Origin of the sequence: Sphingosinicella sp. BN140058 (assembly GCF_004135585.1) — a bacterium.
Taxonomy (GTDB): Bacteria; Pseudomonadota; Alphaproteobacteria; order Sphingomonadales; family Sphingomonadaceae; genus Allosphingosinicella.
In genome coordinates this window covers 4,335,097-4,353,295 of record NZ_CP035501.1, presented here as the reverse complement: position 1 = coordinate 4,353,295, position 18,199 = coordinate 4,335,097, and the positions used below count along the sequence as shown (strand labels likewise).

General features: G+C 66.6%; 17 protein-coding genes, 1 tRNA gene and 1 pseudogene. 13 read left to right on the top strand and 6 right to left on the bottom strand.

Annotated elements, in window-relative coordinates; all coding sequences use genetic code 11:
* Positions 1-24: 24 nt before the first annotated feature.
* Positions 25-1,023: an NADP-dependent oxidoreductase gene (locus ETR14_RS19585; protein WP_129387844.1), complete on the bottom strand. Its 999-nt coding sequence runs from the start codon at positions 1,021-1,023 to the stop codon at positions 25-27.
* Between the two features lie 131 nt (positions 1,024-1,154).
* A complete protein-coding gene (locus ETR14_RS29340; protein WP_243455590.1) occupies positions 1,155-2,714 on the bottom strand; it encodes a DUF2171 domain-containing protein in 1,560 nt (519 codons plus the stop codon).
* A gap of 245 nt (positions 2,715-2,959) precedes the next feature.
* Here ETR14_RS29340 and ETR14_RS19570 point away from each other — a divergent pair.
* Positions 2,960-3,035 (top strand) — tRNA-Ala (locus tag ETR14_RS19570).
* 209 nt (positions 3,036-3,244) lie between these two features.
* Here the strand turns inward: ETR14_RS19570 and ETR14_RS19565 are convergent.
* Positions 3,245-3,667: a DUF1810 domain-containing protein gene (locus ETR14_RS19565; RefSeq protein WP_206185873.1), complete on the bottom strand. Its 423-nt coding sequence runs from the start codon at positions 3,665-3,667 to the stop codon at positions 3,245-3,247.
* A 250-nt stretch (positions 3,668-3,917) separates the two neighbouring features.
* A complete protein-coding gene (locus ETR14_RS19560) occupies positions 3,918-4,256 on the bottom strand; it encodes a helix-turn-helix transcriptional regulator (protein ID WP_243455589.1) in 339 nt (112 codons plus the stop codon).
* A gap of 102 nt (positions 4,257-4,358) precedes the next feature.
* Between ETR14_RS19560 and ETR14_RS19555 the strand changes: the two genes are divergently transcribed.
* From ETR14_RS19555 to ETR14_RS19540, 4 genes are all read left to right on the top strand, one after another.
* Entirely contained in the window at positions 4,359-5,093 is a 735-nt protein-coding gene (locus tag ETR14_RS19555; RefSeq protein WP_129387838.1) for an SDR family NAD(P)-dependent oxidoreductase, read from the top strand.
* A gap of 499 nt (positions 5,094-5,592) precedes the next feature.
* Entirely contained in the window at positions 5,593-8,355 is a 2,763-nt protein-coding gene (locus ETR14_RS19550; RefSeq protein ID WP_129387835.1) for a TonB-dependent receptor, read from the top strand.
* Positions 8,356-8,396: 41 nt separating this feature from the next.
* Entirely contained in the window at positions 8,397-9,500 is a 1,104-nt protein-coding gene (locus ETR14_RS19545; protein WP_165356532.1) for a glycoside hydrolase family 76 protein, read from the top strand.
* Positions 9,501-9,689: 189 nt separating this feature from the next.
* Positions 9,690-10,307 carry a hypothetical protein gene (locus tag ETR14_RS19540; RefSeq protein WP_129387829.1) on the top strand — a complete coding sequence of 206 codons (618 nt, stop codon included), beginning with the start codon at positions 9,690-9,692 and terminating at the stop codon, positions 10,305-10,307.
* A 43-nt stretch (positions 10,308-10,350) separates the two neighbouring features.
* Here the strand turns inward: ETR14_RS19540 and ETR14_RS19535 are convergent, their stop codons facing one another.
* The gene (locus ETR14_RS19535) at positions 10,351-10,992 is read right to left on the bottom strand and encodes a hypothetical protein (RefSeq protein WP_129387826.1); all 642 of its coding nucleotides are present in this window, start codon (positions 10,990-10,992) and stop codon (positions 10,351-10,353) included.
* Positions 10,993-11,180: 188 nt separating this feature from the next.
* On the opposite strand from ETR14_RS19535, the gene ETR14_RS19530 reads away from it, so the two are divergent.
* Positions 11,181-11,558 carry a hypothetical protein gene (locus tag ETR14_RS19530; RefSeq protein WP_129387823.1) on the top strand — a complete coding sequence of 126 codons (378 nt, stop codon included), beginning with the start codon at positions 11,181-11,183 and terminating at the stop codon, positions 11,556-11,558.
* A 322-nt stretch (positions 11,559-11,880) separates the two neighbouring features.
* Here ETR14_RS19530 and ETR14_RS19525 read toward each other — a convergent pair whose 3' ends face one another.
* On the bottom strand, positions 11,881-12,711 hold the full coding sequence (locus tag ETR14_RS19525) for a helix-turn-helix domain-containing protein (RefSeq protein WP_129387820.1): 831 nt from the start codon (positions 12,709-12,711) through the stop codon (positions 11,881-11,883).
* Positions 12,712-12,785: 74 nt separating this feature from the next.
* On the opposite strand from ETR14_RS19525, the gene ETR14_RS19520 reads away from it, so the two are divergent.
* From ETR14_RS19520 to ETR14_RS19495, 7 genes and pseudogenes are all read left to right on the top strand, one after another.
* Positions 12,786-13,244: a VOC family protein gene (locus tag ETR14_RS19520; RefSeq protein WP_129387817.1), complete on the top strand. Its 459-nt coding sequence runs from the start codon at positions 12,786-12,788 to the stop codon at positions 13,242-13,244.
* Positions 13,245-13,490: 246 nt separating this feature from the next.
* Positions 13,491-13,739 (top strand): annotated as a pseudogene (locus ETR14_RS29335) (DUF1428 domain-containing protein); the annotation flags it as partial.
* A 72-nt stretch (positions 13,740-13,811) separates the two neighbouring features.
* Complete coding sequence (locus tag ETR14_RS29330; protein WP_305851966.1) at positions 13,812-14,207, top strand: DUF1428 domain-containing protein; 396 nt, start codon at positions 13,812-13,814, stop codon at positions 14,205-14,207.
* A gap of 22 nt (positions 14,208-14,229) precedes the next feature.
* Positions 14,230-15,009, top strand: a complete 780-nt coding sequence (locus ETR14_RS19510) for a VOC family protein (protein ID WP_129387811.1) — start codon at positions 14,230-14,232, stop codon at positions 15,007-15,009.
* A 270-nt stretch (positions 15,010-15,279) separates the two neighbouring features.
* A complete protein-coding gene (locus tag ETR14_RS19505; RefSeq protein ID WP_129387808.1) occupies positions 15,280-16,377 on the top strand; it encodes a sensor histidine kinase in 1,098 nt (365 codons plus the stop codon).
* The gene (locus tag ETR14_RS19500; RefSeq protein WP_243455588.1) at positions 16,374-17,126 is read left to right on the top strand and encodes a LytTR family DNA-binding domain-containing protein; all 753 of its coding nucleotides are present in this window, start codon (positions 16,374-16,376) and stop codon (positions 17,124-17,126) included. The genes ETR14_RS19505 and ETR14_RS19500 overlap by 4 nt, the downstream gene beginning before the upstream one ends.
* Before the next feature lie 192 nt (positions 17,127-17,318).
* The gene (locus ETR14_RS19495; RefSeq protein WP_129387805.1) at positions 17,319-18,197 is read left to right on the top strand and encodes an alpha/beta hydrolase; all 879 of its coding nucleotides are present in this window, start codon (positions 17,319-17,321) and stop codon (positions 18,195-18,197) included.
* Positions 18,198-18,199 lie beyond the last annotated feature (2 nt).

Genomic DNA, 18,199 nt, shown 5'->3' with positions numbered 1-18,199 from the left:
TGCAGGGCGACTGATCGCAATTGGTCAGAGGCGGACCAGCATCTTGCCCATGTTGCCGCCGCGGAAGAGATCGAGGAACGCGTCGGGCGTGGCGTCCAGGCCGTCGCGGATCGTCTCCCGGCTCTTGACTGCACCGTTCGCCACCCATTGGCCCATGTCGCGGTAGAATTCGCCCATCAACGGCAGATAGTCCGTGTAGATGAACCCCTTTACCGCGATCCGCGCCGCGATCACCCGCATGATGTAGCGAAAGGCATGCGGCGGCGCGCCGCCATTGTAGCTGTCGATCATCCCGCAGATCGCGAACCGGGCATTGTTGCGCGCGGCGGCAAAGGCGGCGTCGAGATGATCGCCGCCGACATTGTCGAAATAGACGTCGATGCCCTTCGGCGCTGCGCGCATCAGCGCGGGCATCACCGGTTCGGCCTTGTAGTCGATCGCCGCGTCGGCGCCGAGTTCACGGACCCAGGCGCATTTGTCGGCGCCTCCGGCCGAACCGATCACGGTCATGCCCTTGGCCTTGGCGATCTGCACGACGGCCGAACCGACGCCGCCGGCCGCCGCCGACACGAACACGGTATCGCCCTCCTTCGCCGCGGCGACATGGAGCAGGCCGAAATAGGCGGTTCCGCCGGTCAGCCCGAGATTGCCGAGCCAGTGATGCGGCTCGACCTCCAGCGGCGGTACCTTGTTGAATTTTTCCGCGGGCGCCGTCACCGCCTCGCGCCAGCCGAACATGTGGAAGACGATGTCGCCTTCCTTGAAATCCGGCGATCGGGATTCGACAACGGTCCCGACGGCGCCACCCTCGAGCGGCGCGCCGACCTCGAAGGGCGGCACGTAGCTGCGCACGTCGTTCATCCGGCCGCGCATGTAGGGATCGACGGAAAGCCAGCGATTCTCGACCCGGATCCAGCCTTCCGCGAGTTCGCTCAGCGCGATCTCCTTGAGCTCGAAATTGGCGTTGGTCGGCATGCCGTCCGGCCGCGACGCCAGGTGCCAGGCGCGGGTGGTGCTGCTCATCGTCTCTCCCTTTCGTGTCTCCGCATCCATGAACGCCCTGCCCCGTCGCGACAAGAGGATGCGAAACGGCCCGGCTGTCGGGGACAGCCGAGCCGCCTTGCAGATCTGCGCCGCCCTGCGGCGACGTCAGCTCAGCTCTTGCGATCGGTACGGTTGGACGCGCCGGGCAAGTCGCTGCTGCCGGTCGTTTCCGTGGCCGCACCGGTGCCGCCGGTCGCGGTGCCGCGGCCGCCGGTCTCGTCGCCGCGCGACGACGTGTCGCGACCTTCGTCATAGGTGCCGGAGAAGCTGCGGTTCAGCACGTGCGGCCCCTCGCTGCCCTGGTCGGGCCGTTCGAACAGCGCGCGGTTGCGTTCCTCGTTGCGCCACTCGAGCTTGGCCTGCTCGGCGCTGCGGTTGAGGGTCACGCGCTGATCGACATTTTCGACCCAGCCGCACGGAATCGAATGGTGCATGCCGCCCGCGCTCGGATCGTTCTTGGCCAGAATGATCCGGTCGCCGGCGACCTTGTCGACCTTGCCGACATGGGTGCCGTCCGATCCGACGACCTCCATATGCTCGTCGACGCGATTGAGCAGTTGGCGCTGGCCCTGGCGCTTGGAACGCCAGCCGCCGAATTCCTGCTCGAACTTCGACTGATGCTCGCGCCGATATTCGTCATAGTCGCGGTCCAGATCCTCGATCTGACGACGGCGCCATTCCGAGTAGTGCGGGTCGTTTATGGAAGGCGCGGTGTCGCCACGGCCCTGCTCGCGGCCGCGATAAGCGCCGGCCTGGCGCAGGATCTCGGCTTCGCGGCCGGTGCTCATCGTCGATCCGAACGCGCCGCCGACCGGTGCGGACATCGGGTGGGCGCCATGGGTGCCGGTGCTGCCCGCGTCGACCCGGTCGAACCGCCGGCCATATTCGCCAGGCGCATCGAAGCCGCCGCCGCCGATGCCGGGACGGTCGCCGCCAGCGCCGCTGGCATAGCCGCTCGTCGACGGGCTGCCCTCATAGCCGGCACCGCCGCCGCGTTCGTAGCGGTCGCCGCCGCCGAAGCGCGCCCGCTCGGCGCTGCGCGAATAGCGATCGCTCTCGTCTCCGAAGCCGCCGCGTCCGCGACCGCCGCCCTGGCGATGACCACGCTCACCGCCGGCGGAATCACTGAACCAGCCGGGTCGTCCCGGACGGTCGCGGTTCCAGCTCTCGCCGGCCTGATTGCCCCAGCCGCCGCCGAAGCCGCCGCCGCCGAGCGTGCCCGGGCCGCTGCGCTCATGATCGCCGCGGCCATATTCCTCTCGGCCGTGCTCGCGATGACCATAATCATTGTCGCGCCCGCCGGTCAGCCCGCGCTCGCGCTCCCAGCGGCGCTCGTCGGCCTCGCGGCGGCGCTGCGCCTCCTCGTCACCGAACCAGGACCGGACTTCGTCACCGGCGCGGTCGAAGAAGCCGCGATCGTCGTCGCTGCCGCCCCGGCTCCAGCTGTCGCCGCGATCCCAATTGCGCCCGCCGCCTTCGCGGCCGCCATAGGAACTTCCGCCGCCGTAGCCGCCCTGGCCACTCTCGCGCCGACCCTCGTTCCAGCTTCCGCCTTCACGGCCCCAGTCGCGGGTTCCGTAGTGACGCTCGTCGCGCTCGCCGCGCATGTTGTTGTCGTCGCGATCGCGCCAACGGTCGCCGCCGGAGCGGTCTTCGCCTCGATAGCCCATCTTACTCTCCTGTCTCTGGTCCCGCGCCCAGGGCGCAGCCGGACCACGCTTGCGGGGATGGCGGTGAAACGAAGGACAATGCGGACCCGTTCCGACCGGAAGAGCCGGGCCGTTTTCACCTTCGGGCGAAACGACGTGCAGCTTGCCGCGCACGCGAAATGCCACGTTGCACAACGGTCCGGGGCTCGCTAATGGGAGCGCCTTCCCAGCCCCGCAGCGCGCGGGGAACTGCGCGAAAAAGGCGTGGGGCTGTAGCTCAGATGGGAGAGCGCTGCAATCGCACTGCAGAGGTCAGGGGTTCGATTCCCCTCAGCTCCACCACCTTCTCCACGACCTCGCCCGCTGCTCAGGTCGCACCCGATCTTCGAAGCTTCACAGGCAGGATGCCGATCACGTGCCCGGGCGCTTGATCTCGCCTGGGACGATCGGCCCGGCTCTACGCGCGGCGTTTTCCCGACCTGGCTTGCGAAGATCGTCTGGAGACCGTCCGAAAGCGCGTGCAGAGCGAAAGCGCTCTCTTGAAGAGGAAGCTACTCCAGCATCTTCACGGTAGCCTCGTCTCGTACGCCTCCGAACCACTGTTCAAGCGCGGCCGAGAAGAGGTGCAGAGGCTCGGCTGCCTCGAACAGCGTCAGCGACGATCGCAACTTGATCGCGTCGATCTCGCCGAACACCACGACCGGATCGCTGATCGGAATATCCTGGAGCGCGGCGACACATTCGACATAGCGGGGCCCGAGCAGAGGATGCCCAAGATAGGCGCGCGCCTCGTCCATCGATTGGATGCCGTACAGCCTTGCTTGAGGGCTGCGCCCGAGGCCCGCGAGTTGCGGGAAGACGAACCACATCCAGTGGGATCGTTTGGCGCCACGACGGATCTCCGCCAGGGCTGTTGCGTAGATCCGCGCCTGGGCTTCTACGAAACGCTCGAGCGCCGTGTTGTCCGTGATCATCTTGGAAGCAGCCTTGAATGGGTGATAACGGAAGTCGACGCGCGCTCGGTCGCGTCCTCTGGCGGTAGAATCATCTTCTGCGGAAAGCGTCCGCCGGTCAGTCGCCTGTCGGATGCTCGACCGAACCCCGATTGGCCTGGAAGAACCGACTGAGACTGCCCATCGGCGCCGTCGCGGAGCGCGACGCAGGCGGCGGGGACGCACACCGGACGCGCACGGTAGCTGGGCCCGCGTGGCCCGGCGTCATGTGTCACGCCGGCCGATTGGCGAGCACGACATCGAGCAGTCCCGGAAAGCGTCGGTCGAAATCGTTCCGTCGCAGCGTGTTGATCATCTCGCGGCCCGCCTGCGTCGTCTCGATCAGCCCCGCGGCGCGCAGCAGCTTGAGGTGGTTCGACAGCGTGCTCTTGGGGATCGACTCGCACGGCGCCGCATCGGTGCAGCGCAGCCGCTCGGTGGCGGCCAGGCGCGCAACCATGCTCAGCCGATTGGGATCGGCCAGCGCGTGCAGCGCCAGATCGAGCGGCACGTCCTCCAGCCGGGGATGGGTGAAGCGAGGCATAATCGAGATATAGGATCGCTCGCTCATTTTCATAGTTCGGGGATATTGAACTATGGAAATGTCGCGCCATCTTGCCCCAGCCGACAGCACACGAAGCCGTGATCGCGGGCCACAATTCGGAGAAGTCTCATGTCACTTCAGGGAAAGAAAGCGATCGTCACGGGCGGATCGCGCGGCATCGGTTCGGCCATCGCCAAGCGGTTGGCAGCGGACGGCGCTGCCGTCGCCATCACCTATGCCGGCAACAAGTCGGCGGCGAACGCCACCGTGGCCGCGATCGAGAGCGCAGGTGGCACCGCCTTCGCCTTCCAGGCCGACGCCGCCGACCCGCGATCGCAGCGCGCCGGCATCGAGCAGGCCGCCGCCGCTTTGGGCGGGATCGACATTTTGGTCCACAATGCCGGCGTGGCCGAATTCTCCGTCGTTTCGGAGGATAGCGACGAGACCTATGATCGCCAGTTCGGCGTCAATGTGAAGGGCCTCCACGTCGGCACCCGGGCAGCGCTGCCGCACCTGAGCGATGGCGGGCGGATCATCCTGATCGGCAGCATTTCGGGCGAACTCGCCTTCCCCGCGACCTCGGTCTACAGCGCGACCAAGGCGGCGGTGGCGGCGCTGGGACGCGGCTGGGCGAAGGATCTCGCCGCGCGCAACATCCTGGTCAACACCGTCCAGCCCGGGCCGATCGACACCGACATGAACCCCGCCGACAGCGACTTCGCGCGGCAGATGCTGGGCGCCATCCCGCTCAGGCGCTACGGCAAGGTCGAGGAAATTGCGGGCGCGGTCTCGTTCCTCGCCGGGCCGGATGCGAGCTACATCACCGGCACCACCCTCAACATCGACGGCGGCGCGTCGGCATAGCAAAGGCGATCGGCCTCTCCGCTTCGCTTTGGTGGAGGGGCCGACGGACGAACCTCGTGCACGCGCGCCGCTGTGTCGTGCCCACAGCATGGATCCTAGCGAAGTACCCCCCCGAAGTTTTGTTGTGGCGTCGAACACGGAGCCGCCCCACCGGCTTAAAAAAAGAAACTTTATGTAAGATTGAAATGTGTTTGGCTTCGTGCCACACACTGGAGCGACCGTGGAGAACGGCCGACGTCCTGAAGCCCGAAGAGGCAAGGACAAGGAGGGGATCATGTGTGCCCAGATGCACCTGCCTGCGAATTGCGAAAGTCACGGCGAAGCCCGTGCACGAAGAACGCTGGAAGGCCGCCGCTGCAATGATGCGCGTAGACCCGCCGAAATCTCGCACCAGTCCCGGCTAAGCATCTAATTACACTGAAGTTTCACACGGCAATTTCGCTGGATCACGCTTGCAAGAAGATCACCGCCACAAGAGCGGGTTCGTTAGGAGAAGTTGATGAACGTGCGTAAGCTTATGCTGTTGTCGGCCGTGTCGGGCTTGACGATCATCTTCGTGCCGCCGGCGCTTGCACAGGACGACGTGCCGGCGGAGGCAAGTCCCCAGACCGAAGCCGGACCCGCCGCACCGAGTACTACACCGAGCGACAGCGGCGAGATCGTCGTCACCGGCCTCCGCCGAAGTCTGCAGAGCGCGCAGGCGCTGAAGCGCGACGCCGCGCAGATCGTCGACGCGGTCGTGGCCGAAGACATCGGCAAGCTGCCCGACAACAATGCGTCGGAAGCGCTCGCGCGGATCACCGGCGTCCAGGTCAACCGCGGCAGCGACGAGGCGGGCGGCGTCCAGGTGCGCGGCCTGCCCGATCTCACCACCACCTTCAACGGCCGCGAAGTGTTCACGGCGGAGATGCGCAACGTCGCCTTGCAGGATTTCCCCGCCGGCGCGCTCGCCGGGCTGGAAGTCTACAAGTCCACCACCGCCGATCAGATCGAGGGCGGGATCGCCGGGCTCATCAACGTGCGCGCGCGCCGTCCGTTCGACTTCAAAGGCTTCCAGGTCGCCGGCGCGGTCCGCGGCACTTATGGCGACCAGGCCAGGAAATACGATCCCAACTTCAACCTGCTGGTCACCGATCGCTGGCAGACCGGCATCGGCGAGATCGGAGCGCTGGTGAACGTTTCCTACACCCAGCTCCATTATCTGACCTCGTCGCGCTACATCAACGGCAACATCCGCGCACCCGGCGAAAGCCAGCCGGTCGCCGGACCGCGCGACTTCGTCCTGCCGGAGTCGGCCGGCGTCTATTATGATCGCGGCAAGCGCTGGCGGCCGTCGGTCAACGGGTCCCTGCAGTGGCGGCCGGCGCATAATCTCGAAATCTATGTCGACGGCCTGTTCCAGGGCGCGCGCACCAACGTCGAGAACGATTTCGTCGGCCTTAATCTCATCAACGACGATCCCGCGCTCAGCAACATCGTCCGCAATCCGGACGTGCCCGGCACGCTCGACAGCGTCACCGTCACTCCCGATTTCGCGGACGGCCGCGGTATCGATTTCTCGCGCAGCACGCGCGCTGGCCGCACCAACACCTATCAGGGCGCGATCGGCGGAACCTGGGAAATAGACGAGCGCGCGACGCTCACCACCGACTTCGCCTATACCGACACCCGCGCCACCTATATCGATCACAATATCGATTTCGCGCCCGCAACCGCGCAATCGGCCGACATCGTGTTCGACGTCGGCGGCAAGGACGGCGGCCCGCAATTGTCGCTGCCCGGCTTTGACGCCCTCGATCCCGACAATTTCATCCTGCGCGGCATCTGGGACCGACGCTCGCTCGCCAAGGGCAAGGGCATCCAGTGGCGCACGGATCTCAAGCTCAAGACCGAGCTCCCGGTGATCGACCAGATCGACGTCGGCTTCCGCTACACCGATCGCGACGCGCGGCTGCGCAGCGGCGGGCGCTATGCGTCGCTGCGCTCGCTCGGGATCCCGCTGTCGAGCATCCCCGGTGCCGAGGATGGCGGTCCGATCGACGCCGGTTTCCGCGGCAGCAGCGCGCAGCCGTTCCGGCAATGGTGGGCGCCGAGCCGCAGCGCCATCTTCGCGAACATCGACGCCATTCGCGATCTCGCCCGGAGCAGCCTGGCCGTGATCGGAACGCCCGACGCGCTGCGGGAGCTTGGAACCTACGGTCCCGAGGTTCCGGCCTATATCGCGAACGAGAATTTCGACGCGACCGAGCAATCCTATGCGGTCTACGGGCAGTTCCACTACGGCTTCGACATCGGCGTGATCCCGGTCGATGGCGTAATCGGTGCCCGCATCGTCAACACCAAGGTGGAGGCGACCGCTGTTGGACTGGTCGGCGGCGTGCCGACCCCATTCACGTCCGATCAGAATTATGTCGACCTGCTGCCCAGCGCCAGTTTCCGGGCCCATTTGACGGACACGCTTCAGCTGCGGCTCTCAGCCACAGAGACGCGCAGCCGCCCGAACTTCACCCAGCTCAGCCCCGCGCTCACCTTCAACCCCAACGAAACGCCGATCCGCGGCGGCAGCGGAAATATCGATCTGCAGCCGGTCCAATCCAAGAATTACGACGCGTCACTCGAATGGTATTTCTCGAACACCGGGTCCTTGACCGGAGCGGTGTTCCGGCGCGACGTGCAGGGTTTCATCACCAATCTCAACAGCACGATCGTCGACCCGATATACGGCCCGATCATCGTCAATCGCCCGGAAAATGGCGGCAAGGGCCGGTTGCAGGGCGTCGAAGTCGCCTTCCAGACCTTCTTCGATTTCCTGCCCGGCTGGCTGAGCGGCTTCGGCACGCAGCTCAACGCAACCTATATCGACGCGTCGCAAGCCCTGCCCGCCTCGCTTGGCGAAGCGGGACAGGATACTGCCATCCCCGGCGTGTCGAAGTGGAGCTACAACGCCGTCGGCATCTACGAAAAGGGGCCGGTATCGGCGCGCCTCGCCTACAATTGGCGCTCGCGGGTGACCAACTTCTTTGCCACCGACGATCAGGGACAGCTGATCGGGGGCGAGTTCAACCGTCCGATCGAGCGGCTCGACTTCTCGCTCTCGGTCGAGGCGATGGACGCGCTGACCCTCACCTTCGATGTCAGCAACATCACCGGCAGCCCCTATCGGGCTTTGCGTGCGGCGACCAACCTGCCGGACGTGAGCTATCCGCGCGACATACGCTATGAAAGCCGCGTCTTCGCGCTCGGCGCACGGTTCCGCTTCTGATGCGGGGGCTTTCGCGTCGCGGATTCACAGTCGGGGCCGCCATGGCCGCATTGCTGCCGGCGGCGGCACGGGGGGCGCGGGTCGCCTCCCGGGCCGAGCAGTGGCGCATGGCGATGGAGCGCGCTTTCGCCCTTGGCGACGGCACCGGCCTCTATCGCGAATATGCGCCGGCGGCGTCCACCGACGCGAAACATGCGACCGAGTGGCCGTTCTCGCAGGCGCATATCGCCTATCTGGACCTGGCCATGGCGGACGCTGCGGCCGCGCGGCGCCACAGCGCTGCGCTCGCCAGGGTCCGCGCCGCGGAGCAGCTCTATTGGTCCGACACCAGCACCAGCGGCCCGGGCGGCTATCTGTCGCGCGTCGTGCCGCCGCTCGGCCCCGGTGACGACCTTTATTATGACGACAATCTGTGGGTCGGGCTCGCCCAGGTGCAGCATCACCGCGCCTTCCGGGATCCCGCGTCCCTGGGACACGCCAGGGCGGTGTTCGAACTGATCCGCTCGGGCTGGTCCGAAGACGCCGGCCTCCCCTCTCCCGGAGGAGTGCGCTGGACTCAGAAGGCGGACAATGGCGACCGCAACACCGTCTCCAACATGCCCGCTGCCCAGCTCGGGCTGCGGCTCCACCAGATAACCGGCGACCGCGCCTATCTCGACGACGCGCTGCTTTACTATGGCTGGACCAACGCCGTGCTGCAGCGGTCCGACGGCCTCTATCACGATCATCTGAAAATCGACGGCACGATCGAGAAGACGATCTGGACCTACAACCAGGGTGTCCCGATCGCCGTGAACGCCCTCCTCTGGCAGGTCACCGGCGAGGCGCGCTATCTGGAGGAAGCACGGCGGATCGCCGCCGCGGCCCGGGATCGTTTCCCGATCGCGCAGCTCGATCGCCAGCCGCCCCCGTTCAACGCCATCTACTTCAAGAACCTGCTGCTCCTCGACGGCATTGCGAACACGCGGGAGCATCGCCCGACGATGCAGGCCTATGCCGATCACATGTGGCGCAACCGCCGCGACGCCGCGACCGGCCTCTGCCGCCCGCGCGACGGCCGCGCCGAGCTGATCGACACCGCAGCGATGGTCCAGATCGAAGCCGTGCTCGGCTGGCCGGCGGAGCGGTGGCAAGGCTTGTACTGACGCGCACCAGCTGCGGAAAGTGCGGCGGTCGGAGACTTGGCTGGCGCAGCTCGTACCGTGGCCCAGTACGTGCGGACTCGGTCCTTTCGTCGGCAGTAGCCGGATCACGGATGCCCTTGCTCTTCGCATCGCTGCGAGCGGACGTCAGGGTTCGTTGCAGACATCGAGCGCGCATGCGAAAAGATCGCTATGACCGGCTTCGTCAGCCCTCTTGTTACACTTTCCGCCTTGGCCTTCCCGGTGGATGGCTCCGCGCCGAACATCGAACGCATCACGGCAGAAATGGCGGTCCAGGGAGCTGGCAAATGCGGGTTTGGACCCGCCACGATTCGATACGAGGATGAACACGAGACCGAGATCTTCTCGGTGCCGCGTCCGGCCTCGGCGACCGATGCCGAGCTAAGCTGTCTCGACAGCGCCACCGGCTTTGGCATTCTGGTGGAACTGCCCGCCGCTCTTCAGCCCCGCTTCGATGCTATCAGGGAAGCACGGGCCTCCGCGATGATGAAGGAGGAGGCGCACGATTGGCTCTCCATGCGTGGATTGCTGGGGCGGGTTCCGGACTATGTTCCGGGCAAGACCGATCCCGCCGCGTTCACGCGAGCCTCCGAACATCTCTGCGGCCCACAGGCCGCGGGTGCGTTCCAGTCGCGCTACGGTCCCTCCGCGCTCAGCCCGGAATGGGCCATGACGCACGCAATGCCGACGAAGGAGGGCGCATCGGACGCTCTGTCATGCCTTCTGAATGGCGCAAGTGCCGCCGGCTTCAGCATCGTCCTGATCGGCAACGAGGCGCCTGGCGAATAGCCGGTTCCTCCAGAGCTCACGCGCGAAGGCGAAGCCGGACCTGCTATCCGCAGATCTTGATCGCCTTGCCCAGGCTCGACGTGCCGAACGCCGCGTCGTCGAGTTCCGCCAGCTCGACCAATGCTCCACTGCGGTTCATGTTCGCCTGCCGCGCCGCGTCGAGATCCTCGTCCGCCCGGCCCTGTACGACCGGCGCCGGCGTGGCGTCGTGCGACTGGAAATAGCTGCCACCGGCCTGGGTCTCCTCGCCCTTGAACTGCGCCTGAGCCTGGAGCGACTCCAGCACTTGCTCGGCATCCAGGGTGCCGAGAAACGCGATCCTGCCGGGTGCGATGGTGAATTCGAACGTGCCCTTCTCAAGGCATACGCTCCACCGTCCCTGCTGCCACATGCTGTCGAGCCGGTAGCGCCCCGGAGCGAGCGTTCGGGCGATGTAGCGATATCCTCGAACGGGCGAACTTCCGATCTTCATCATGTAGACGCGGGACAGGAAACCGCTGTTGCCGTTCTTGGATAATTGCAGGGCATAATCGAACGGCTGCAACGGCACCCGGATGAGAACCGCCCCGTCCTTTGACTCCGCGGTCAACTTGATCTTCTCGGGTGATTTCTGCGCCATGCTCGAGGTGGGAACCACGGCGACCGCCAGCACCAGTGCGAGCCGCAAACCCTTCGAATACACCATCACCCGCCCCTCGTGTCCCCCGATCATGCGAACATAGCGAGCATCTGGCGAATGCGGCAAGCGATCCCCGGCGGAGTTCGAATTGAGGGGAGGCGGCCGGGTCCATACACGCGTCGGCAGATCTCGCACCTGGATGATGGGCCGGGTCTGACGATTGCAGACATTCTGTCAGGCGGTAGAACGAGCCGATGAGACGCAGATGGATAGCGGCCGGCCTGCTCCTGATGGCGGTGGGAGGATGTGCCTTGCGTCCGCCGCTCGGACGTAGTCGCCCCGACCTTGCTGCGCTTCTGTCTTTCGACGGTCACCCGCTGACCTTTGCCCACACCTATACCGACGGCCAAGTTGGACCCTTCAGCATCGGCGAAACCCGTGCGTCCGCACGGAAGCGACTGCTGGCCTTGCCCTTGCTCGATCAGGATCGACCGCAGCTTACCGGAGGCGCACCCGTCTGGAGCATCGCATTGCCTGCACGGAGCGGCAGCTACAGCGTCTACAACGTGACCTTTCGGGACGAGCGGGTCGCCTCGGTCGAAGCATTCTCCTCGGTGTTTGCCGGTTTATAAGCCCTCCGAGGTCGCCGGACCTGCAGTCAAAACTCTCAACTTGAAGGCACCCTTTGTTCGTGTTATGTTCCGCATGTCCGAAACCTGGGCCGCACGGGCGTGTCTTTGAAATGTCGAAGATAACAAAGCAGGCGGCAAGCCGGCCATCCGGCTCGCCGCAGCGGCTGTATCGTGCTTGCCTGGTGCCGAGAACGAGCGGCGACGAGGTATTAAAGGACGAGGCGTCGGCGGCAAGCTTATGTGTGCCGCACGATCCGCACCGCGGCCGCACGGTCTTCTCGCACAGCATCATCCGCACGTCGGACGTTGGGAGTGGGATTGGTCAGGCTCCCGCCTGCTCGCGTGTTCGAGTATAGAGAGCCTTGTCGGGACCGCCGCGAAAAACGACCGTAATAACGGTCAATACGGTCGGTCGGGAGTGCGCCCCTCGCGTCCTTCCCTCAGCCTTCCCCCCCCCCCCGACTTTGGGCGGAAGGGGAAACAGGGTCACGAAGCGCTCCGCCGAGGCGCGATCGCCTTTGACTTCGAGTGCCCCTTCTCGCTCCAGCGCCGCGAGCGGCACGCCGCCATAGATTGCGGCGGCGAGCGCGGGAGGCGCGCAGGTGAAGGTAACGTCCGGCGACGCATGGCCGGCGGCGGCGCGAGCCACCGTCAGGATGCCGTCGCCGATCCGCACTCGATAGAGCTCGCGTCCGAGATCGAGACCGACGTCGAGCGCGAGACCGGCGATCCGCGCCGGATCGACCATCGTTCGGAACGAGAGCAGCAGCGAAACTGCGCTCAGCGGCAGGCGCGGATCGTGGCTCGGCGAGCGGGCCGCCCAGCGGCCGAGCGTCTGGAAGATCGGCTCCGCTTCATAGCCCCAGGGCGTCAGCTCGTAGACCTGGATCGAGGCCGGCGGCGGCAGCTTGCGGCGGACCAGGATCCCGGCCGCCTCAAGACCCTCGAGCCGCTGGGTCAGCACATTGGCGCTGATCCCCGGAAGATCGGCCTTCAAGTCGCTGAAACGCTTGGGCCTGAGCATGAGCTCGCGAATGACCAGCAAAGCCCAGCGCTCGCCGACCAGATCGAGCGCGTGGGCGGCACCGCAGGCATCGTCGTAGCGGCGTCCGCCCCGCGTCGCGGACTCGCAGGTTATTTTTTGTGACTCCATAGTTGCTTTATGTAACTCTCTGAGGCATCAACGTCAAACAGGCGAGTCGGTTGCCGTGAACCAGGGAGAGTGAGATGTCGAAGATGATTTTCGTGAACCTGCCGGTGACCGATCTGGCGCGCTCCACCGCTTTTTATCAGGCGCTCGGCGCGACCAGGAACGATCAGTTCAGCGACGACAGCACGGCCAATTGCCTGGTCCTGTCGGACACCATCCACGTAATGGCGCTGACCCACGAGAAATACGCGCAATTCACGTCGAAGCCGATCGCCGACGCTCACGCCACCAGCCAGGTCCTGCTCTGCCTGTCCTGCACCAGCCGGGCCGAGGTCGATGATGCGGTGGAGAATGCCGCCGCGGCCGGCGGCAAGGCGGATCCCGGCGCGATCCAGGATTTCGGTTTCATGTACGGCCGCAGCTTCGAGGACCCGGACGGCCATCATTGGGAAGTGATGTGGATGGACCTGGAGGCCGCGAAAGTGGCAATGTCCGGCGAAAGCGCGCCGGCGGCGTCCGAGACCGAGCCGGCCTGAGCGAAGCCGGGCCGGGTGCCCCGATGCACCCGGTTGCCGATGGCTCCGGCGCGGCCGGATCCTCGCTGCGGGCGCATCCCCGCCCGCGCGAATTGTTGAGCCCGAAATGCCCGGCGGGAACCCGCCAACGGCGCCCGGGCGGCACGAACCTGCGGGACTGCCCGCGTCCGGAGCGTCCGGTCGCGCGCGCCGCACCAAAGCGGCGGACGCTTTCGCCCGTCGCGCGATGAGCAGAGGAGACGTCACATGACCTATGTCGAAGGCTTCGTGGTGGCCGTGCCGGCCGCGAACAAGGACAGCTACGTCAGGCATGCCGAGCAGGCCCAGCCGCTCTTCCAGGAATTCGGCGTGACCCGCATGGTCGAGGCCTGGGCCGACGACGTCCCCGACGGCAAGGTCACCGACTTCAAGGGCGCCGTCCAGGCCCAGGAAGGCGAGACGGTGGTCTTCTCCTGGTTCGAATATCCCTCGCGTGCAGCGCGCGATGCCGCCAACGCCAAGATGATGGCCGACCCGCGGATGGAGGAGATGGGCAAATCGATGCCGTTCGACGGCAAGCGCATGATCATGGGCGGCTTCGCATCCCTGCTCGATCAGGGCGACGGCGGCCGCGGCGCCTATGTCGACGGCTTCATCGTGCCGGTCGCGCACGACCAGAAGGAGGCCTATGCCGCTTTGGCCTCGAAGGCAGCGCCGATCTTCCGCGAATATGGCGCGCTGCGCGTCGTCGAAGGCTGGGGCGACGACGTGCCCGACGGCAAGGTCACCGATTATCGCCGTGCGGTGAAGGCGGTCGACGGGGAGAATGTCGTGTTCTCGTGGATCGAATGGCCGTCCAAGGCGACGCGCGACGAGGCCTGGGCCAAGATCATGGCCGACCAGCGCATGAAGCCGGACGGCGACATGCCGTTCGACGGGCAGCGCATGTTCTGGGGCGGCTTCGCGCCGATCCTCGATCGCTGATCGGCCAAAGGGAGGTTCGATCATGGAACGCAATGCAAACGGATTCTTCTGGTACGAATTGATGACCGCCGATGTTGCAGCCGCCAAAGCCTTTTACGGCAAGGTGGTCGGCTGGGAGACGCAGGACCTTGGGGGCCCGCACGCCGGCTACACCCTGCTTCAGGCGGACGGGATCGGCGTTGCCGGAGCCATGCAATTGTCCGACGCCGATTGCGGCGCCGGCAGCAAGGCGGGGTGGGTCGGCTACGTCCAGGTCGAGGATGCGGATGCCGCCGCGGCACGGATCGAGGCAGGCGGCGGCAGGGTGCTGCGGCCGCCGTCCGACATTCCCGAAGTCGGCCGCTTCGCCGCCGTCGCCGATCCCCAAGGAGCAGTGTTCATGAGCCTGGCGCCGCTGCCGCGCGACGACGCGCCGCCGCCGGCACCGCGGATGCGCCCGGGCCGCGCCGGCTGGCACGAACTCTATGCCGAGGATGGCGACGCGGTCTTCCCCTTCTACGCGGAGCAGTTCGGCTGGACCGAGGATTCGGTGATGAACATGGGTCCAATGGGCAATTACCGTCTGTTCCGGGCCGGCGGCGACGAGGCGGTCGGCGGCATCATGACCCGGCAGCCGCACGTACCCAAGCCGGTGTGGAATTTCTACTTCGTCGTCGACGGCATCGATGCCGCCGCAGCCCGGATCACCGAAAGTGGCGGAACGGTGACGATGGGGCCGATGCAGGTGCCGGACGGATCGTTCATCGTCATGGCGGCCGATCCGGAGGGAGTCTCCTTCGCCCTGGTTTCAACCACCCGGTAAGGGCCTCGGCGGCACGGCGCCCGTCTCGCGCCCGTCGGCAGGATCACGCTTCCGATTCGACGCCGCCGCCGAGCGGGTGTGCGCCGACATCTGACGGCACGAGCGCGCCGCGTCGGCCACGACCGCCGCGGCACTGGACGGATTGTCCCTGGGGGCGGGCCGGCCGCCCGATTTCGTCTGCAAAACCGCCATATCCTGCGACGAAGGAGCGCGCAGGCAAGTCGGAAAGCGTCTATGGAATCGGAGGGCGCGGATCGGAGAGCGTAAGGGATGAAGCGGCGAGATCCGGTGGCGGGACAGGCGGCCAGGCTCACGCTCGGCGTGTGGCTGTTCACGGCCGTCATGTTCGTCATGCCCGGGCTGGTCGCCACCGGCAGGCTGCCGAGCTTCGCGATCGGCCATATCGCGCTCGACATCGCGCTCGGCATTGCCCTCTCCGCTTTGCTCTACCGGGTCGCCGCCCGGCTGCAGGAAAGCCGCCAGGCGATTCGCGTCGGCGGCGTGTTCGCCGGCGTGTGCGCCGCCGCCTTTGTCTTCTCCCTGTTCGACAGCCTGATCGGCGGCGAGGTGCTGCGCCTGTTCATGGCCGGTCATCGCATCCCCGAAGACGTCGTCAACATGACGGTGTCGAACTTCATCAGCTTCTCCTGGCTGTTCGGTCTGTTGGGCACGATCTACGTGATCCTGCAGACCCATCAGGCGGTGCGCGAACGCGACCGTCAGCTCGCCGAAGCGCGCTCGCTCGCCCAGACGGCGCAGCTGACGGCGCTCCGGCTCCAGCTCAATCCGCACTTCCTGTTCAACACCCTCAACGCCATCTCCTCGTTGATCGTGACCGGTCGCAACAAGGATGGCGAGAAGATGCTGTCGCGTTTGTGCGATTTTCTCCGCACCGCCCTGATGGCGGACGGCAGCGGCAGCGTGTCGATCGGCGAGGAGCTCGACATGCTGCAGACCTATCTCGAGATCGAGTCGATCCGCTTCGGCGATCGCCTCACCGTCGAGTTCGCCTGTCCCGATGACCTGCTCGATCTGCCGATCCCCAATTTCATCCTCCAGCCGCTGGTCGAGAATGCGGTCAAGCATGCGGTGGCGCCGACCAGCCGCCCGGTGATCATCCGCGTCGCGGCCCGACAGGAACAGGGCGACCTCCTGCTCTCGGTCGCCGACAATGGTGGCGCCCGGCCGCCGAATTCAGGCCCGTCGAACCGGCTCGGGACGGGAGTCGGTCTCGCCAACACCCGCCGCCGTCTCGAGGTGCTGTACGGCGCGCGCGCGCGGCTCGAGACGATGGTCCACGACGACGGCTTTCTCGCCATCCTTCGCCTGCCCGCCGACGTGAGACCGAAGCTGGAGCTGGTCGCATGAGCCTGCGCACCCTGCTGGTCGACGACGAGCCGCTGGCGCTCGATCGGCTTCAGGTCTTTTTCCAGGACATCGCCGACGTCGAGATCGTCGGCATTGCCCGCGACGGCGCCGAGGCGGCGGAGGCGATCGGTCGTCTGAAGCCCGATCTCGCCATTCTCGACATTCAGATGCCGGAGCAGAACGGGCTGCGGGTCGCCGCCACCCTGCCGCCCGAGGAGCGTCCCGAGATCATCTTCGTCACTGCCTTCGAGCAATATGCGCCCGATGCATTCGAGGTGGAGGCGGCCGATTATCTGCTGAAGCCGGTGCGCTTCGATCGCCTCCGGCAGGCGGTGCAGCGCGCCCAGCGGCGCCGTGCCCTGCGGGATCTCGCCGATCGTGCCACCCAGGGCCATCCGCCGGCGCGCAGCGAGCATGACGACGGCATCTGGGTGGCGACCCGGTGCGGCGCGGTGTTCGTGCCGATCGAGACGATCGACTGGATCGAGGCCCAGCGCGATTACGTGATGCTGCACACCGCCACCCGCAGCCACATCGTGCGAATGTCGATGCGCGCGCTCGAGCAGAAGCTCGATTCGGAGCAGTTGCTGCGAGTCCACCGCTCCGCTTTCGCCAGGCCGAGCCAGGTGACCGAGGTTCAGCGCCTCGGCAAGACCATCAACGCCCTCGTCCTGCGCGACGGCGCAGTCGTCCAGGTCGGCCCAAATTACGCCAAAGCGGTCGCCGAACGGCTCGGCCTGCCGACATGAATCCCCCTTCCTCCTCCTCGCTACCGCTTCCTCACCCTTCCTACCCCTTCTGCTCCCCTACCGCCCTTACGGGAGGGGCCGGGGGTCGAGCGGCCTCTCCGCCCGCGCCGCACGTCTGACCCGCTCCTGCTGTCCCGAGCGAGCCTGAAGCGCGGATATGCGCGCCCTCACCGACCCGATAGACACGGTGCCATGCCGTTCCCGCTGACCATCCCCCTCCTGTTGCGGCTCCTGCTGCTCCTCCTCCTGCTCGGCCTTGCCGCAAGCTGGCTGCTTGGCAGCGTGATGATGCGGGCCACGCCGTCGGCAGTGCCGACGCCCGCAGCGCCGGCGAACGCCGTCCGGCTCGAGAGCACCGACGGGTTGCGGCTGGCCGGCAGCTACTGGTCCGGGCGCCGGCGGGGCGGTCCCGCCATTCTCCTGCTCCACGGCAACGGCGCATCGCGGGCGGCGCTTGCCGGCAACGCCGCCTGGTTCGCCCAGCGCGGCTATGCGGCGCTTGCCATCGATCTGCGGGGCCATGGCGAGTCGGCGCCGGCCGCGAAGGCCTTCGGGCTGATGGAATCGCGCGACGCGGCCGCAGGGCTCGCGTGGCTGCGGCGCCTGGGCCACGACAAGGTCGCGGTGATCGGGGTCTCACTCGGCGGCGCGGCCGCGTTGTTGGGCGACGACGGGCCGGTCGCGGCCGACGCTCTCGTCCTCCAGGCCGTCTATCCCGACATTCGCCGCGCCGTCCGCAACCGCATTGCGGGCATCCTGGGGAGCGTGCCCGCCGTCCTGCTCGAACCTCTGCTCAGCCTGCAGGCACGGCCGCGTATCGGTGTCTGGCCTGGCCGGCTGTCGCCGATCGCCGCCCTTCCCCGCTTCTCCGGTCCGGTGCTGATCATTGGCGGCGGCGCCGACCGTCATACTCCTCCAGCCGAGACACGGGCGCTCCACGCCGCGGCGCGCGGACCCAAGGGCCTGTGGATCGCCCCCGGCTACGGCCACGACGCCATCTCCCGGATCGAGAGCGCCGATTATCGCACCCATGTCCTCGCCTTCCTGAACGAGACGATCGGCCAGCCCTGACC

Bases quoted from the DNA above. Each gene is read 5' to 3' on its own strand.
- ETR14_RS19505 (WP_129387808.1), top strand. From the start codon at position 15,280: ATGAAGCGGCGAGATCCGGTGGCGGGACAGGCGGCCAGGCTCACGCTC.
- ETR14_RS29340 (WP_243455590.1), bottom strand. From the start codon at position 2,714: ATGGGCTATCGAGGCGAAGACCGCTCCGGCGGCGACCGTTGGCGCGAT.
- ETR14_RS19540 (WP_129387829.1), top strand. From the start codon at position 9,690: ATGACCGGCTTCGTCAGCCCTCTTGTTACACTTTCCGCCTTGGCCTTC.
- ETR14_RS19560 (WP_243455589.1), bottom strand. From the start codon at position 4,256: ATGAGCGAGCGATCCTATATCTCGATTATGCCTCGCTTCACCCATCCC.
- ETR14_RS19495 (WP_129387805.1), top strand. From the start codon at position 17,319: ATGCCGTTCCCGCTGACCATCCCCCTCCTGTTGCGGCTCCTGCTGCTC.
- ETR14_RS19520 (WP_129387817.1), top strand. From the start codon at position 12,786: ATGTCGAAGATGATTTTCGTGAACCTGCCGGTGACCGATCTGGCGCGC.
- ETR14_RS19585 (WP_129387844.1), bottom strand. From the start codon at position 1,023: ATGAGCAGCACCACCCGCGCCTGGCACCTGGCGTCGCGGCCGGACGGC.
- ETR14_RS29330 (WP_305851966.1), top strand. From the start codon at position 13,812: ATGGGCGGCTTCGCATCCCTGCTCGATCAGGGCGACGGCGGCCGCGGC.
- ETR14_RS19565 (WP_206185873.1), bottom strand. From the start codon at position 3,667: ATGATCACGGACAACACGGCGCTCGAGCGTTTCGTAGAAGCCCAGGCG.
- ETR14_RS19525 (WP_129387820.1), bottom strand. From the start codon at position 12,711: ATGGAGTCACAAAAAATAACCTGCGAGTCCGCGACGCGGGGCGGACGC.
- ETR14_RS19545 (WP_165356532.1), top strand. From the start codon at position 8,397: ATGGCCGCATTGCTGCCGGCGGCGGCACGGGGGGCGCGGGTCGCCTCC.
- ETR14_RS19550 (WP_129387835.1), top strand. From the start codon at position 5,593: ATGAACGTGCGTAAGCTTATGCTGTTGTCGGCCGTGTCGGGCTTGACG.
- ETR14_RS19500 (WP_243455588.1), top strand. From the start codon at position 16,374: ATGAGCCTGCGCACCCTGCTGGTCGACGACGAGCCGCTGGCGCTCGAT.
- ETR14_RS19555 (WP_129387838.1), top strand. From the start codon at position 4,359: ATGTCACTTCAGGGAAAGAAAGCGATCGTCACGGGCGGATCGCGCGGC.
- ETR14_RS19535 (WP_129387826.1), bottom strand. From the start codon at position 10,992: ATGGTGTATTCGAAGGGTTTGCGGCTCGCACTGGTGCTGGCGGTCGCC.
- ETR14_RS19530 (WP_129387823.1), top strand. From the start codon at position 11,181: ATGAGACGCAGATGGATAGCGGCCGGCCTGCTCCTGATGGCGGTGGGA.
- ETR14_RS19510 (WP_129387811.1), top strand. From the start codon at position 14,230: ATGGAACGCAATGCAAACGGATTCTTCTGGTACGAATTGATGACCGCC.